This window comes from Achromobacter sp. D10 (assembly GCF_035282245.1).
Lineage (GTDB): Bacteria > Pseudomonadota > Gammaproteobacteria > Burkholderiales > Burkholderiaceae_B > Achromobacter > Achromobacter insolitus.
The window spans coordinates 1,311,835-1,326,801 of record NZ_JAYJLE010000001.1 but is presented as its reverse complement, the minus strand read 5'-3'; the positions used below and the strand labels follow the sequence as shown (position 1 = coordinate 1,326,801).

Below are 14,967 nucleotides of genomic sequence, written 5' to 3'. Positions count from 1 at the left end.
CCTGCATGCACATCACCCTGAACGGAGACGCACGGGAGTTTCCCCTGGACACGACCGTGAACGAACTGCTGGAAACCCTGGGTTATGCCGGCAAGCGCGTGGCCGTGGAGCGCAACGGCGAAATCGTGCCCAAGAGCCAGCACGCGCAAACCGCGCTGACCGATGGCGACCAGATCGAAATCGTGGTGGCCGTGGGCGGAGGCTGATAGTCGCGCCGCACTCGAACGCTGCATAGACAAGGGCCGCTGCAATAGCGGCCCTTGTCGCATGTAGCCGCGCGCCGGATGCGGTTTAGACCCTCTGCCGCGCATTCCCTACAAACTGACCAGCATTCTTGCGTAGTCTGCCAACGGGCTAGCAACCTGTTACACGTTAACCCCTCGTCGTGCGGCGAATGTGCGAGTCATAATCGTTCCTGCTGGTTTCGTACGCTTGTCTTGCAGTTGTTCTAGCGTTGCACATCGCCCTCGCGGGCAGAGGAGGCATCATGAACACCGCAGTCATCATTAACCTGCTCATCCAGCTTGTCGCCGGCGCCGCCGGAGGCAACGGCTTGGGGAAGATGCTCCAGCAGTTCAACCTGGGTCCGTTGGGAAATACCATCGCAGGGGCCATCGGCGGCCTTGCAGGCGGTTCCTGGCTAGCCCCGATGATCACCGCGGGAGCTGGCGCGGTTGCAGCGAGCAATACGGGACTGGATCTTTCCGCGATCGCCAGCAGCGTGGTCGGCGGCGGCGTCGGTGGCGCCGTGCTCACCTTGATCGCCGGCATCGTGCGCAAAATGTTCATGGGCCAAAAGCCCTGATGGCACTTGTTTCTCTCACCGCAACATAGACAAAGGAAACACTATGGGTCTGCTCAATTTCATCAAGGACGTTGGAGAAAAGCTCTTCGGCGCCAGCGAGGCCAAGGCCGCGACGGCGGACGAATTGAAGAAAGAGCTGGATAAGCACGGCCTGAATGCCGACGGCCTGCAGATCTCGGTCGACGGCGACAAGGTCACGGTGGCGGGCGAGGCCCTCAGTACGGAAGCCGCGGAGAAGATCACTCTGGCGCTGGGCAACACCGTGGGCGTGGCCCAGGTGGACAATCAATTGAAGGTGAAACAGGCTACGCCGGAAGCCAAGATGTACACGGTGCAGAAGGGCGACAACCTCTGGAAGATTGCCGAAGCGCAATACGGCAAGGGCCAGGGCGCCAAGAACACCCTGATCTTCGAAGCCAACAAGCCCATGCTGACCAGCCCCGACAAGATCTATCCGGGCCAGGTGCTGCGCATCCCGCCCCTGTCCTGATCACCCTCGGAACTCGGACAGGCCGGAAGGCACCCATGCGCTTTCCGGCTTGCATCGCGGCAGGCGCCCCCTGCTAGCCGCGATTACTTGGCCAGACGCAACGTCTGGCCATTTTTTTCAGTCCGCCGGAGCGCTTGTTTAGTCCCCGCTAGAACGGCGGGCCAGCCCCCTCGGGGGGCAGCAAGCGCGCAACGCGCGCGCAGCGTGGGGGCCCCTTTTCCCGCCGGGCCGTCCCAAGGGAAAAGCGCCCCCCTCGGGGGGGCAGGAAGCGCACGCAGTGCGCGCGCCGTGGGGGGCCTCTCTACATCACTTCATGCCGAAACGGCCCAGGCCCTTCATGCCGCCCATCGCGCGCATCATCTTCGCCATGCCGCCCTTCTTCATCTGCTTCATCATGCCCTGCATCTGCTCGAACTGCGCGAGCAGGCGGTTGACCTCTTGCACCGGCACGCCGGAACCGGCGGCGATGCGGCGCTTGCGCGAGGCTTTGATGAGTTCGGGCTTGGCGCGTTCAGCGGCGGTCATGGAATTCAGGATGCCTTCCGTGCGGCGCAGCTGCTTTTCAGCCTGGCCGCCCTGCAACTGGCCGGCTGCCTGCTGGAATTGGGCCGGCAGCTTTTCAAGCAGCGAACCCATGTCGCCCAGCTTCTTCACCTGGCCCAGCTGGTCCCGGAAATCATTCAGGTCGAACTTGTTGCCCGACTTGATCTTCGCGGCCAGCTTCTGGGCTTCGGCGATATCGATGTTCTTCTGCGCCTGCTCGACCAGCGAGACGATGTCGCCCATGCCCAGCACGCGCTGCGCCATGCGTTCCGGATAGAAGGGCTCCAGGCCGTCCAGCTTTTCCGAGACGCCGACGAACTTCAGGGGCTTGCCCGTGACGTGGCGCACCGACAGGGCCGCGCCGCCGCGAGCGTCGCCGTCCAGCTTGGTCAGTACCACGCCGGTCAGGGGCAGCGCTTCGGCAAAGGCGCGCGCGGTGTTGACCGCGTCCTGGCCCTGCATGGCATCGACCACGAACAGCGTTTCCACCGGCTTGACCAGGTCATGCAGCGCGCGGATTTCGCGCATCATGGCCTCGTCGATGCCCAGGCGGCCGGCCGTGTCCAGGATCAGCACGTCATAGTGATGGCGGCGCGCGTGGTCCACCGCGTTGCGGGCGATGTCCTCGGGCTTCTGGCTGGGATCGGTGGGCAGGAAGTCCACGCCCACCTGCGCCGCGACGCTCTTCAGCTGGTCGATAGCGGCCGGACGGTACACGTCGGCGGACACCACCAGCACTTTCTTCTTGCCGGTCTTGCGGCCGTGCTGCGTGTGCTGGCCTTCGGAAAGCCAGCGCGCCAGCTTGCCGGTGGTGGTGGTCTTGCCGGCGCCCTGCAGGCCGGCCATCAGGATGACAGCGGGCGGCTGCACCGCCAGCGACAATTCGCTGGAGTCGGCGCCCAGGTCCCCGCCCATCAGGGCGGTCAGTTCCTTGTGGACGACTCCCACCAAGGCCTGGCCGGGGCTGAGGCTGCTGGCGACTTCTTCGCCCAGCGCTTTTTCCTTCACACGCGCGACGAACTCGCGCACGACGGGCAGCGCCACGTCGGCTTCCAGCAGCGCCATGCGCACTTCGCGCAGCATCTCCTGGGTATTGGCCTCGGTAAGGCGGGCTTCCCCGCGCAGCGTCTTGACGACGCGCGACAGGCGTTGAGTTAGGTTATCGAGCATGAGAGGCGTTTCCGCTTAAACTAGTTGATTGAACGGTGGCCGCAGGCGCGGATTCTGCGCTTTCGGGCGGCATGCGCCCTAAAGGCCCCATCCAGACAACGGTTTCTATGTCACTAGGCATTGTATTTCACACGGCGGCTGCCTTGGCGTACGCGGTGCTCGGAGGGTCGCTCTGGATCCGCCTGGCCGGCGCCGGCGGCGTGGAACAGACGGGGAAAGTCGCCCGGCTGTGCCTGCTGGGGACCCTGGTCCTCCATGGAATCGGGCTGCAACAATCGATGCTGGCGACCCAGCACCTGTTCATCGGCTGGGCGCTGGCCCTGTCAGCGGCCATCTGGCTGGGCATGGTGGTTTTCTGGCTGGAAAGCCTGCTGGTGCGCATAGATGGCCTGCAATTGCTGCTGCTGCCCGCAGCCACCCTGGCCAGCGGCCTGGCCGCGCTCTTCCCGCAGGGGCAGTTCGTGCCCCACGCCAACGACGCCTGGCTGCGCGTCCACCTGCTGATCGCGCTGGCGGCCTACGGGCTGATCACCATCGCGGCGCTGCACGCCATGATGATGGCGCTGCTGGACCGCCACCTGCACCGTCCGCTGGACGCCCCCGCCGAACGCAGCATTATCGGCCGCGTGCTGGACTCCCAGCCGCCCCTGCTAGTGCAGGAACAGCTGCTGTTCCGCATCATCTGGATCGGCTTCATCGTGCTGACCCTGGCCGTGGGAACGGGCTCGGTGGCCTCCATGAAACTGACGGGCAAGATCCTGCCGTTCGACCACAAGACCGTGTTCACCCTGCTGTCATGGCTGACCTTCGGGGTGCTGCTGGCGGGCCGCCACATCTGGGGCTGGCGCGGCCGCGTCGCCCTGCGCTGGACGCTGACGGGTTTCGGGTTCCTGATTCTGGCCTACACCGGCAGCCGGTTCGTGCTGGAAATGATTCTGCATCGAGGTTGACGTGGGCAAGTTGCTGTTCTGGATTGTTCTCATCATCCTGGTGCTGTTCGTGGCCCGCTTGGCCGGACGGATGGCGGCAGCGCGGCAAGCCGGCGCGCAGGGCGCCAAAAAGGCCCGGACCGACGCGCGCGGACCCAAGCCGCTGGAGTCCATGGTGCGCTGCGCCCACTGCGGCATCCACCTGCCCCGCTCCGAGGCCTTGCTGCAGAACGGCCAGACCTGGTGCAGCGCGGAGCATGCCCGCCTGGGCCCCGCCAAGCGCTGATCCGCCCGCCCATTAGAGGCTTGCCGCCTTGCACGGCATAATGCGTGTTGGAAATCACACGCATGCACTCATCCCATGGCCTTGCTTCTGGATCGTCATGGCTGGCTGGCGCCGGCCCCGGGTATCACGCTCATGCCCTCCCCCAACCGCGACGCGCGCCCCGCCGGCGCGCAGGTGTCGCTGCTGGTGCTGCACAACATCAGCCTGCCGCCGGGGCAGTTCGGCGGCCCTGAAGTCGCCGGATTGTTCCTGAACACGCTGGATTACGGTTCGCACCCCTGGCTGGAACGGCTGCGCGGTCTGCGCGTGTCAGCGCACTTCTTCATCCGCCGCGACGGCAGCATTGTCCAGTTCGTCTCCACCGACGACCGCGCCTGGCACGCAGGCGTGTCGCGCTACGCGGGCCGCGAACGCTGCAATGACTTCTCCATAGGCATCGAGCTCGAAGGCACGGACACGCTGCCCTACGCCGACGCGCAGTACTTGGCACTGCGCAAGCTGACGCCGGTGCTGCGCGCGCGCTATCCCCTGGCGGCCGCCTGGGGCCATGAACACATTGCGCCCGGACGCAAGACCGACCCCGGGCCCGCTTTCAACTGGACGCGCTTTTCGCGCGACAGCGGCTTTGCGCGGCGGCAATTGCCGCCCGTCTGACACTACAAGGACTGGTTATGTTGAAGATCTGGGGACGCCTGACGTCCGTCAACGTTCAGAAAGTCATGCTGGCGGTGCGCGAGCTGGCCTTGCCGCATACCTTCACGCAGGCCGGCGGCCCGTTCGGTGTGGTCGATACGCCTGAATTCGCCAAACTGAATCCCAACCGCACGGTGCCCGTCATCGACGACGGCGGCTTCGTCCTGTGGGAATCGAATGCCATCGTCCGCTACCTGGCCGCGCGCTACGGCGTGGGCAGCCTGTGGCCGGAGGATGCGTGCATGCGCGCGGATGCCGACCGCTGGATGGACTGGCAAGCCACCGAATGGCAAGGCGCGATGGGGCCGGCCTTTCTGGGCCTGATCCGCACGCCCGAAGACAAGCGCGACAAGGCCGCCATCGACAATTCGGTGAAACGCTCCAATGCGCGCGCCCTGATCCTGGACCAGGCCTTGCAGGGCCGTGAGTTCATCGCCGGCCGCCACCTGACCATGGGCGACATCGCCCTGGTGTGTTCCGCCCACCGCTGGCTGGCCCTGCCGATCGAGCGTCCCGATACGCCAGCGCTGTCGGCCTGGTACCGGCGCGTCATGATGCGTCCGGCCCCACAGGGCGTCTTGACGCTGCCGCTGGAATAAGGCGCAAGCGCAGGGCCGCGGCCTTAGCCGCGGTCCACCTTCCACCCCAGTTCCGCTGAAATCCCCGCAGCCGCGCCCTGGACCACGGCGACCATGTCGCGCATGCGTTCCAGCGACATATAAGGCACCGTGCTGGATACGCTGATCGCCGCCACGATACCGCTGGAGGCGTCGCGCACCGGCGCCGCCACGCAGCGGATGGACGGCTCGTTGTCTTCAAGATCGAACGCGTACCCGTTGGCGGCATAGTCGCGCATGCGGTCGCGGAACGCCTCCCAGGTCTGGCTGCCGCCCGGCGCGCGCGACGACACGGGCGCGCCTATGCGGTACAGCGCTTTCCATTGGGGCTCTTCGGTGTCCAGCAGCAGCGCCTTGCCCACGCCGGTGGCGGCCAGCGGCATGCGGTGCCCCACCCGCGAACGCATCTCCAGCCCCTTCTTGCCGGGAATCTTTTCCAGGTACAGCACTTCGTCGTTGTCGCGCACGGCCAAGTGGATGGTGTCGCCCGTCTGTTCCGCCAGGCTGTCCAGATAGGGACGCGCGAGCGTAGCCATGGGAAAGGCCTCGCGCGCCTGGAAGCCTAGTTCGATCAACTTGGGCCCCAGCACATACCCCACCCCGGGCAAAGCCCGCAGATAGCGTTCCTGCACCAGGCAGCTGGCCAGCCGATGCGTGGTGCTGCGCGCCACGCCGATGCGGGCGCAGATTTCCTTCAGGTCGCGCGCGCCTCCCGCCACCGCCTGCACCACCGCCAGGCCGCGCATCAGCGTCTGTGTGCCCGCAGGGGCGGCGGCGTCGGGATCCAGGGTGGGAGAACGGTCGGAAGTTTGTGAAAAGGTCATGAAAGCGGGCGCGGCAACTAAGAAAGTAAATGCAAGCATAACCGCCGCGATCGCAACGGGATGCTGGGAAAAGGCGCATTTTCCAGACGATTCCCTTCCTGGACAGGCGAGAGAGAGCCGTCTGCGAGCACGCCACTTATTCCCTGTATGTGGGATTTAATTCTATATTTTGAGATTTTTCAAGCGCTGATCTAGAATTTTTCGCATTACCTGGCGCGCGCGCCTCCCGCGCACGCCAGGTCTCAGACAACAAGGCTCGCAAGTCCCTTTACCCGCCAAGCACCGCCCCTGGCGCCCCCTGGCAACCGGACTTGCGGCCAGAGACGAGACAGATTCTGATGACTACCGGATCTCCCGCCCGCGCGGCACTTATCGCGCTGGACTGGGGCACTTCCTCGCTGCGCGCCTACCGGCTGGACGCCACCGGCCGCACGCTGGATACGCGCCACCTGCCCTGGGGCATCATGCGCCTGCCGCAGCCGCTGCAAGACGGCGCCGCCACCACGGCGCTGTCGGGCTTCGAATTGGCCTTTGAACAGGCTTGCGGCGACTGGCTGCGGGCCGAACCTGCGTTGCCGGTGATCGCCTGCGGCATGGTCGGAAGCGCCCAGGGCTGGAAGGAAGCCGCTTACCTGGACGTACCCGTCGACCTGCAGCGCATCGGCACGCTGCTGACCAAGGTCGAACGCGCCGGCGGCCCTGCGCTGCATATCGTTCCCGGCCTGATCCAGCGCCATGGCCTGCCCAACGTCATTCGTGGCGAGGAAACCCAGGTCGTCGGCGTGATGGCCGACCAGAGCGCGCGCAGCGCCGACAGCGTGTTGATCGGCCTGCCCGGCACGCATTCCAAATGGGTCAGCGCGCGCCGGGGCCGCGTCACGCACTTCGACACGTTCATGACCGGCGAGGTCTACGCCGCGTTGCGCAGCCACACCATCCTGGGCCGGACCATGGCGGATGCCGCCACTGCCGACATGGCCGCATTCGAGCGCGGCCTGAAAGTCGCCGGGGCGCCCGCCGGCCGCGCAGGCGTGTTGTCCACCATCTTCAGCACGCGCGCGCTCGGCCTTACCGGCGAACTGGCGCCCGAATCGCAGGCCGACTATCTGTCGGGCCTGCTCATCGGCCATGAAATCGCGGCGCTGGCGGACATGCTGCAGCAGCAGGGCGAACTGCCCCGCATCGTGCTTTGCGGCGACGCCGCGCTGTGCCGGCGCTACACGCAGGCCATGCAGCACTACGGCCTGGGCACGCCCGAACAGGCGCAAAACGCCACCGAACGCGGCCTGTGGCATCTGGCCGTCTGCGCCGGGCTGGTCGTCTCGCCCTCCACGGAATAGGAATCGAACATGAACCATCCTGGTCTGCAAACCGCCATGGCCCACTGCGGCCTGATCGCCATCCTGCGCGGCATCACGCCCGCCGAGGCCGAATCCATCGGCCTGGAGCTTTACGCGGCCGGCTTTCGCCTGATCGAAGTGCCGCTGAACTCGCCCGACCCGCTGGACAGCATCCGCGCCATGCGCGCGGCCCTGCCCACGGACTGCCTGATCGGCGCGGGCACCGTGCTGGACCCCGACGATTGCGCCCGCGTCCAGCAGGCCGGCGGCGAACTCATCGTCATGCCCCACAGCGATGCCGCGGTGATCCGCCGCGCCAAGCAGTTGGGCATGGCGTCCTGCCCCGGCGTCGCCACCCCGACCGAGGCCTTCGCGGCACTGGCCGCCGGCGCCGACGTGCTGAAGATGTTCCCGGCCGAGCAGCTCGGCCCCGCCGTGCTCAAGGCCTGGCGCGCCGTCATGCGCCCGCCCATCGCGCTGGCTCCCGTGGGCGGCATTACGCCCGACAACATCGCCATTTACGCCCAGGCGGGCGCCAGCGGCTTCGGCCTGGGGTCCGCCTTGTACAAACCCGGCCTGTCGGCCGCCGCTGTCGGCCAGAACGCGCGCGCATTCATCGCGGCCTGGCAACGCGCCTATCCCGCCCAGGAGACCCAAGCATGAAGATCACCAAGCTCACCACCTACATCGTGCCGCCGCGGTGGTGCTTCCTGAAGATTGAGACGGACGCGGGCATCGTCGGCTGGGGCGAGCCCGTTGTCGAGGGCCGCGCGCATTCCGTCGCGGCCGCCGTCGAAGAACTTTCCGACTACCTGATCGGCAAAGACCCCCGCAATATCGAAGACCACTGGACGGTGCTGTACCGCGGTGGCTTCTACCGCGGCGGCGCCATCCACATGAGCGCCCTGGCCGGCATCGACCAGGCCCTGTGGGATATCAAGGGCAAACACCTGGGCGTGCCCGTGTCGCAACTGCTGGGCGGCAATGTGCGCGACCGCATCCGCGTGTATTCGTGGATCGGCGGAGACCGGCCGGCCGACACGGCCGCGGCCGCCAAGAGCGCCGTGGAGCGCGGCTTTACCGCCGTGAAGATGAACGGTACCGAAGAATTGCAATACATCGATTCCTTCGACAAGGTCGAAAAGTGCCTGGAAAACGTGGCCGCCGTGCGCGACGCCGTCGGTCCCAACGTGGGCATAGGCGTGGACTTCCATGGACGTGTGCACAAGCCCATGGCCAAGGTGCTGATGAAGGAGCTGGACCCGTACAAGCTCATGTTCATCGAAGAGCCCGTGCTTAGCGAGCACTACGAAGCGCTGAAGGAACTGGCGCCGCTGACCTCCACGCCGATCGCGCTGGGCGAACGCCTGTTCTCTCGCTGGGACTTCAAGCGGGTGCTGTCCGAAGGCTATGTGGACATCATCCAGCCCGATCCTTCGCATGCGGGCGGCATCACCGAAACGCGCAAGATCGCCGCCATGGCCGAAGCCTACGACGTGGCGCTGGCCCTGCACTGCCCGCTGGGTCCGATCGCGCTGGCCACTTGCCTGCAGATCGACGCCGGTTGCTACAACGCCTTTATCCAGGAACAGAGCCTGGGCATCCACTACAACGCCGCCAACGACCTGCTGGACTACGTCAGCAATCGTGAAGTGTTCGCCTACGAAGACGGCATGGTGGCCATTCCGCAGGGGCCGGGCCTGGGTATCGAGGTGAACGAGGAATACGTGAAGGAACGCGCCGCGGTCGGGCATCGCTGGCGCAACCCCGTCTGGCGTCACGCCGACGGCAGCTTCGCCGAATGGTAAGCCGCTGACGCGCAGCCCATAAAGAGAAAGAGGAGACTTCCCTTGTCTACAGCCACCCACGCCGGCCTGCAGGGCGCCCAGCGCCCCACGCGCAGCCGGTACCTCATCATGGTGATGCTGTTCATCACCGTCGTCATCAACTACCTGGACCGCAGCAACCTGTCCATCGCCGCGCCGGCCCTCAAGGACGAGTTCGGCCTGGACACCGTGCACGAAGGCCTGATCCTGTCGGCCTTCGGCTGGACCTACGCCGCCATGCAGATTCCCGGCGGCTGGCTGGTGGACCGCGTGTCGCCGCGCGTGCTGTACGCGGCCGCGCTGATCCTGTGGTCGGCGGCCACGTTCTTCATGGGCTTCGCCGGCAGCTTCGTCATTCTGTTCGTGCTGCGCCTGGCCGTGGGCGCGCTGGAGGCCCCGGCGTATCCGATCAACAACCGCGTCGTCACCACCTGGTTTCCTGAACGCGAACGCGCCACGGCCATTGGCTTCTACACCTCCGGCCAGTTCGTCGGCCTGGCGTTCCTGACGCCGGTGCTGGCCTGGCTGCAGCACCACTACGGCTGGCACATGGTGTTCGTCAGTACCGGCCTGTTGGGCATCTTGTGGGGCGTTCTGTGGTTCATGATCTACCGCGAACCGCGCCAGTTCAAGGGCGCCAACGCGGCGGAAATCGAGCTGATCCAGAAAGGCGGCGGCGTGGTCGACCTGGACCGCAGCGTCAAGGAAAAGAAGGCTCCGTTCAATTGGAACGACCTGGGCCTGGTCATGACCAAGCGCAAGCTGTGGGGCGTGTACCTGGGCCAGTTCTGCCTGACTTCCACGCTGTGGTTCTTCCTGACCTGGTTTCCCACCTATCTGGTCAAGTACCGCGGCATGGATTTCATCAAATCCGGCTTCCTGGCGTCGGTGCCGTTCCTGGCGGCGTTCATCGGCGTGCTCTGCTCGGGCGTGCTGTCCGACTTCCTGATTCGCCGCGGCGCCACCGTGGGCCTGGCCCGCAAGCTGCCCATCATCCTGGGCCTGTTGATTTCCACGTCCATGATCGGCGCGAACTTCACCGACTCCACGCCCTGGGTGATCTTCTTCCTGGCCCTGGCCTTCTTTGGCAACGGACTGGCGTCGATCACGTGGTCGCTGGTGTCCACGCTGGCGCCCGTGCGCCTGCTGGGCCTGACGGGCGGCGTGTTCAACTTCGTCGGCAACCTGTCGTCGATCTGCACGCCCATCGTGATCGGCTTCCTGGTCACCAAGGAGAGCTTCGCCCCGGCCATCGTGTACGTGTCGTCGCTGGCCTTGCTGGGCGCGCTGTCGTACATCCTGCTGGTGGGCAAGGTGGAGCGGATCGACGCCTGATCCTGCCTCCACACAGCAACCGGACATGGGCACCCCTTGCGGGTGCCCTGTTTTTTTCCGGGGCTGGATCGCAGCCCGGCGAGGTACTTTGCCTAACGCAGCAGCGTTTGGGCCAGGTGCACCCAAAAGCTTCCGCCCACCAGGATCAGATCGTCATTGAAATCGTAGTGGGCGTTGTGCAGCGGCGCCCCCTCGCCCGCTCCGATATTGATGTAGCAAGCCGGCACCCGCTGAGCCATGAACGCGAAGTCGTCCGCCGCCATGATCGGGGGATGATCCACGACGCTGTCCGCGCCGAAGTACCGTTGCGCGACCTCGCGGGCATTCTGTACGGGCTCTTCGGCGTTCACCAGTACGGGGTAGCGGGCCGATGCCGCCTGCACTTGGGCGGTAGTGCAGAAGCAGGTGGCCTGGGACTGAACGATATCCTGGATACGCGCCATGATCAGGCTGCGCTGCGCCTCGTCGTACGCCCTGACCGACAGCTTCATTTCTACCTGCCCGGGGATCACATTGAACGCGCCATCCGCGTGAATGCTGGTCACGCTGACCACGGCGCAATCGTAAGGACTGATGTTGCGCGACACGATAGTCTGCAACGCCTGGATGATGGCGGCCGAAACGACGATGGGATCATGCGTGAAATGCGGCGAAGCGGCGTGGCCGCCCTTCCCGTGGACCGTCACGATCAGGCTATCCACCGACGCCATGATCGGCCCGGCGCCAATTGCCATCTGTCCGAATTTCAACGTGGGCGTCGGATAGTTGTGCAGAGCGTAGACCGCGTCGCATGGCGCTTGATCGAACAGCCCGTCTTCAACCATGGCCAGTGCGCCCGCGCCGCCCTCTTCGGCCGGCTGGAAGATCACGTTCAACGTGCCGGAGAAGTTTCGGGTTGCAGCCAGTTCCCGGGCCGCGGCCAACAGCATCACGGTATGTCCGTCATGTCCGCAAGCGTGCATCACCCCCTGGTTCACGCTGGCGTGGGCATGCTCGCCAGCTTCACGGATAGGGAGCGCGTCAAGATCGGCCCGCAAGCCGATGGATCGTTTGCCGTCCCCGGCCCGCAATGTTCCGACGACTCCTGTTCCACCCACGCCGCGCCGGACCTGGTAACCCCAACGCTCCAGAAAATCCGCCACGATGCCGCTGGTGCGCTGCTCTTGGTAACCCAGCTCCGGGTGCCGATGGATATCGTGGCGGATGCGCTTCATCTCATCGAACGACTCCAGCAGTCCTGGAACCACGCCCTGATACGCCTTGTTCATTTCTTCGATTCCTTTCCTGGATGCCTGGTAAATGTGTTCGAGGTTTGGCGTTCAGTCATCGCGCCGCTCTTTGAACAGGCATGTCGCTACCAGGCTGATTGCCAGCATTCCGATGACGTACCAAGCGGGCGCCATGGTGTTGCCCGTTATCTTCAGCAACCACGTGACGACCACCTGCGCCGATCCTCCGAAGATCGTCACGCCAAACGCATAGATCATCGACATGCCGGTCGCCCGGGAAGCCCGGGGCAAAGCCTCGATGATAAGCATGGTGCTGGTCAGCATATTGATGCCAAGCGCGACGATGAGCAGCATGCGGAACACAACAGCGAGCCACAGATAGCCAGGTATCTCCAGGATGTGGAAGGTGGGGTAAGTCAAGAACATGCCGGCCACGATGGACAGGATCATGGCTTTTTTGGTGTTCCTGAAACGATCCACGTATCTGCCGGTGAAATAGACCGATACCACCTGCACGGCTGCAGCAAGGCAGCTGAACAGGTAAGCCGTGGGCGCCGCGATGTGATGCGTCTGCATCATGTACGTCGGCATGTAGAACAGCACGATATAAACCATCACCGTGCCGGACATGATCATCAGGATTCCGAGGACCAGATCGCGCGTGTGGTTCGACAGCACTGCCCGCACCGGCGGCTGTTCCTCGGCGGCGCTCTGTTCGCCGACATAGGTTTCTTCGATGTGGCGCCGGATGTAGACGCCAACGGGCACAATCAACAAACCCAGGATGAAGGGCACGCGCCAGCCCCATGAATAGAGCGCCTGCTCGGACAAGACGGCCGTCAGCAGCAAGCCCATCGACGCGCCCAGCAAGGCGGCAATGCCCTGGCTGATCGATTGCCAGCTGACGAAGAACCCGCGCTGATTGGCCCCCGCGGACTCCAGCAGCAGCGTCGTCGCAGCCCCGACCTCGCCACCCGCTGCGAAGCCCTGCAGCAGGCGTCCCACGACAATCAATGCCGGCGCCAGGACGCCAATCTGGGCATAGGTTGGCGAAAACGCGATCAGGGCGGTGCCCACGCCCATCAGCACAATGGTGGCCAGCATCGCAGCCTTTCGTCCCTTCCGGTCCGCATAGGCGCCCAGTATCATGCTGCCCAGCGGCCGCATGACAAAGCCAACGCCAAACACCGCCACCGCCATCAATAGCGAGCCGTAAGCCGATTCGCTGGGAAAGTACAGCTTGCCAATGATCGTGGCAAAAAAGCTGTAGACCGTAAAGTCGAAAATCTCCAGGCCGTTTCCAAGGCTGGCGCCGAGGATTACCCGGCGATTGCCGGTCTTTTCAACAGGGACTTCCTCAGTATTCCGTACTGCTGCTACCGCCGCTACTCGCTCCACGATTTCCCTTCATTCTGATTATTCCTGGCGCAACGGGTTCAGCGTCAATCGTCTGAAGACGATCTGCGGCCATCATCGCGTCTACTATTGCCATGCCCACATCTTGTATATACAAGCATAGACACGACATTAGTAGTGACGCAACCTAGGGAAACCCCGCTCAGAACACAAAAGAGGGAAATGCTGGCGCGACGTCAACGACGCGCCAGCGCATCGAGCTGATCAGCAACCCTGCATCGCCAGCTTGCGGCGACGCGCATTGCCAGCACGCTGCAGCAACACCAGCGCCAGGCCAGCGGCGGCGATGACCGCTCCAGCCACGGGCACGGCGTCATAGCCCAGGCCAGCGGAGATTACCGCGCCACCCGCGGCCGCCCCCACGGCATTGCCCAGGTTGAAGGCGCCGACGTTCACGGAAGACGCCAGGCCCGGCGCATCCTTGGCCGCGCGCATCACGCCCATCTGCAGCGGCGGCACCACCGCAAAGGTCGCCACGCCAAAAATCAGCAGCGACACCGCTGCCCCGACCGGGGTGGAGGCCACCCAGGGGAACGCCAGCAGATCGACGATGACCAGCACCAGGAAGGCGATCAGGGTGCCGTCCAGCGAGCGATCCGCCATACGGCCGCCCACGCCATTGCCTACGGTAAAGCCCAGGCCCACCAGCACCAGCATGCCGGTAATGAACGCCGGAGACGCGCCGGTAATGTCGGCCAACGTCGGCGCGATGTAGGTGTAGAGCGTGAACATCGCGCCCGCGCCCAACACCGTGGTCAGCAAGGCCATGAGCACGACCGGGCTCTTGAGCACTGCCAGTTCGTGGCCCACGTTTGGACGACGTCCCGCTTCGCCCGCGGGCAAGGCCCGCCACAGCGCCAGCATCGCGATCAGGCCCAGGCCGGCGGTGGCGACAAACGACATGCGCCATCCGATCGCCTGCCCCAGCCAGGTGGCGGCCGGCACCCCGCCCACATTGGCGATGGTCAGGCCCATGAACATCGTCGCCACGGCGCTTGCCTGCTTATGGCGCGGCACCACGCTGGCCGCGACCAACGACCCCAGGCCAAAGAAGGCGCCGTGGTTCAGGCTGGTGACCAGACGGGCCAGCAACAAGGTGGCGTAGTTCGGCGACAGCGCGGACAACAGGTTGCCGATGGTGAAGATGGCCATCAACAGAATCAGGGCCTTGCGCTTGGACCAGCGCGAGAAGGCCAGGGTCATGACGGGCGCGCCCACCATCACGCCGACGGCGTAGGCGCTGATCAGCATGCCGGCGCTGGGAATGGACACGTCCACCCCTTCGGCGATGACGGGCAACAAGCCCATGGGAGAAAACTCGGTCACGCCGATGCCGAAAGCACCGACGGCGAGCGCCAACAATGGCAGGCCGGCCTTCACCGGCTGGGAGTCCTGGGGATGCATAGGGTTTCCTTGGGTTCGATTGCGCCGACCGGGGAGTCTCTGGAGCGGGCCGGCGCGGAG

General features: G+C 65.0%; 16 protein-coding genes. 11 read left to right on the top strand and 5 right to left on the bottom strand.

Annotated features, from left to right (window positions below):
* The first annotated feature begins 5 nt into the window (after positions 1–5).
* From thiS to lysM, 3 genes are all read left to right on the top strand, one after another.
* Positions 6–206 (top strand): sulfur carrier protein ThiS, encoded by a 201-nt coding sequence (gene thiS / locus VCS63_RS06320; protein WP_042795329.1) that lies wholly within the window; start codon positions 6–8, stop codon positions 204–206.
* A gap of 281 nt (positions 207–487) precedes the next feature.
* On the top strand, positions 488–805 hold the full coding sequence (locus VCS63_RS06315) for a hypothetical protein (RefSeq protein WP_042795331.1): 318 nt from the start codon (positions 488–490) through the stop codon (positions 803–805).
* 43 nt (positions 806–848) lie between these two features.
* The gene (gene lysM / locus VCS63_RS06310) at positions 849–1,295 is read left to right on the top strand and encodes a peptidoglycan-binding protein LysM (protein ID WP_042795332.1); all 447 of its coding nucleotides are present in this window, start codon (positions 849–851) and stop codon (positions 1,293–1,295) included.
* A gap of 306 nt (positions 1,296–1,601) precedes the next feature.
* Here the strand turns inward: lysM and ffh are convergent, their stop codons facing one another.
* Positions 1,602–3,008, bottom strand: coding sequence for a signal recognition particle protein (gene ffh / locus VCS63_RS06305; protein ID WP_063639456.1), 1,407 nt, complete (start codon positions 3,006–3,008; stop codon positions 1,602–1,604).
* Between the two features lie 107 nt (positions 3,009–3,115).
* Here ffh and VCS63_RS06300 point away from each other — a divergent pair, with 107 nt between their 5' ends.
* The 4 genes from VCS63_RS06300 to VCS63_RS06285 all read left to right on the top strand — a co-directional run bounded on the left by VCS63_RS06300 (position 3,116) and on the right by VCS63_RS06285 (position 5,515).
* Positions 3,116–3,958, top strand: a complete 843-nt coding sequence (locus tag VCS63_RS06300) for a cytochrome C assembly family protein (protein ID WP_323878944.1) — start codon at positions 3,116–3,118, stop codon at positions 3,956–3,958.
* A gap of 1 nt (position 3,959) precedes the next feature.
* Entirely contained in the window at positions 3,960–4,223 is a 264-nt protein-coding gene (locus VCS63_RS06295; RefSeq protein WP_042795333.1) for a PP0621 family protein, read from the top strand.
* 75 nt (positions 4,224–4,298) lie between these two features.
* The gene (ampD, locus tag VCS63_RS06290) at positions 4,299–4,877 is read left to right on the top strand and encodes a 1,6-anhydro-N-acetylmuramyl-L-alanine amidase AmpD (RefSeq protein ID WP_042795334.1); all 579 of its coding nucleotides are present in this window, start codon (positions 4,299–4,301) and stop codon (positions 4,875–4,877) included.
* 17 nt (positions 4,878–4,894) lie between these two features.
* On the top strand, positions 4,895–5,515 hold the full coding sequence (locus tag VCS63_RS06285) for a glutathione S-transferase family protein (RefSeq protein ID WP_042795335.1): 621 nt from the start codon (positions 4,895–4,897) through the stop codon (positions 5,513–5,515).
* 23 nt (positions 5,516–5,538) lie between these two features.
* Here VCS63_RS06285 and VCS63_RS06280 read toward each other — a convergent pair whose 3' ends face one another.
* Positions 5,539–6,357, bottom strand: coding sequence for an IclR family transcriptional regulator (locus VCS63_RS06280; protein ID WP_063960801.1), 819 nt, complete (start codon positions 6,355–6,357; stop codon positions 5,539–5,541).
* Between the two features lie 338 nt (positions 6,358–6,695).
* Here VCS63_RS06280 and VCS63_RS06275 point away from each other — a divergent pair, with 338 nt between their 5' ends.
* From VCS63_RS06275 to VCS63_RS06260, 4 genes are read left to right on the top strand one after another with little or no spacing between them, the layout of a single operon-like run.
* Complete coding sequence (locus VCS63_RS06275) at positions 6,696–7,697, top strand: 2-dehydro-3-deoxygalactonokinase (protein ID WP_063639454.1); 1,002 nt, start codon at positions 6,696–6,698, stop codon at positions 7,695–7,697.
* A 9-nt stretch (positions 7,698–7,706) separates the two neighbouring features.
* Entirely contained in the window at positions 7,707–8,360 is a 654-nt protein-coding gene (locus VCS63_RS06270; RefSeq protein ID WP_063639453.1) for a 2-dehydro-3-deoxy-6-phosphogalactonate aldolase, read from the top strand.
* Positions 8,357–9,505: a galactonate dehydratase gene (gene dgoD, locus VCS63_RS06265; RefSeq protein WP_042795338.1), complete on the top strand. Its 1,149-nt coding sequence runs from the start codon at positions 8,357–8,359 to the stop codon at positions 9,503–9,505. The genes VCS63_RS06270 and dgoD overlap by 4 nt, the downstream gene beginning before the upstream one ends.
* Before the next feature lie 42 nt (positions 9,506–9,547).
* Positions 9,548–10,858 (top strand): MFS transporter, encoded by a 1,311-nt coding sequence (locus tag VCS63_RS06260; protein ID WP_323878940.1) that lies wholly within the window; start codon positions 9,548–9,550, stop codon positions 10,856–10,858.
* 92 nt (positions 10,859–10,950) lie between these two features.
* Here the strand turns inward: VCS63_RS06260 and VCS63_RS06255 are convergent, their stop codons facing one another.
* From VCS63_RS06255 to VCS63_RS06245, 3 genes are all read right to left on the bottom strand, one after another.
* The gene (locus VCS63_RS06255) at positions 10,951–12,126 is read right to left on the bottom strand and encodes an amidohydrolase (RefSeq protein WP_323878938.1); all 1,176 of its coding nucleotides are present in this window, start codon (positions 12,124–12,126) and stop codon (positions 10,951–10,953) included.
* A gap of 51 nt (positions 12,127–12,177) precedes the next feature.
* On the bottom strand, positions 12,178–13,485 hold the full coding sequence (locus VCS63_RS06250; protein WP_104653848.1) for an MFS transporter: 1,308 nt from the start codon (positions 13,483–13,485) through the stop codon (positions 12,178–12,180).
* Positions 13,486–13,707: 222 nt separating this feature from the next.
* Positions 13,708–14,907, bottom strand: a complete 1,200-nt coding sequence (locus VCS63_RS06245; protein ID WP_042795340.1) for an MFS transporter — start codon at positions 14,905–14,907, stop codon at positions 13,708–13,710.
* Positions 14,908–14,967: the final 60 nt, after the last annotated feature.

Bases quoted from the DNA above. Each gene is read 5' to 3' on its own strand.
- thiS (WP_042795329.1), top strand. From the start codon at position 6: ATGCACATCACCCTGAACGGAGACGCACGGGAGTTTCCCCTGGACACG.
- VCS63_RS06315 (WP_042795331.1), top strand. From the start codon at position 488: ATGAACACCGCAGTCATCATTAACCTGCTCATCCAGCTTGTCGCCGGC.
- lysM (WP_042795332.1), top strand. From the start codon at position 849: ATGGGTCTGCTCAATTTCATCAAGGACGTTGGAGAAAAGCTCTTCGGC.
- ffh (WP_063639456.1), bottom strand. From the start codon at position 3,008: ATGCTCGATAACCTAACTCAACGCCTGTCGCGCGTCGTCAAGACGCTG.
- VCS63_RS06300 (WP_323878944.1), top strand. From the start codon at position 3,116: ATGTCACTAGGCATTGTATTTCACACGGCGGCTGCCTTGGCGTACGCG.
- ampD (WP_042795334.1), top strand. From the start codon at position 4,299: ATGGCCTTGCTTCTGGATCGTCATGGCTGGCTGGCGCCGGCCCCGGGT.
- VCS63_RS06285 (WP_042795335.1), top strand. From the start codon at position 4,895: ATGTTGAAGATCTGGGGACGCCTGACGTCCGTCAACGTTCAGAAAGTC.
- VCS63_RS06280 (WP_063960801.1), bottom strand. From the start codon at position 6,357: ATGACCTTTTCACAAACTTCCGACCGTTCTCCCACCCTGGATCCCGAC.
- VCS63_RS06275 (WP_063639454.1), top strand. From the start codon at position 6,696: ATGACTACCGGATCTCCCGCCCGCGCGGCACTTATCGCGCTGGACTGG.
- VCS63_RS06270 (WP_063639453.1), top strand. From the start codon at position 7,707: ATGAACCATCCTGGTCTGCAAACCGCCATGGCCCACTGCGGCCTGATC.
- dgoD (WP_042795338.1), top strand. From the start codon at position 8,357: ATGAAGATCACCAAGCTCACCACCTACATCGTGCCGCCGCGGTGGTGC.
- VCS63_RS06255 (WP_323878938.1), bottom strand. From the start codon at position 12,126: ATGAACAAGGCGTATCAGGGCGTGGTTCCAGGACTGCTGGAGTCGTTC.
- VCS63_RS06245 (WP_042795340.1), bottom strand. From the start codon at position 14,907: ATGCATCCCCAGGACTCCCAGCCGGTGAAGGCCGGCCTGCCATTGTTG.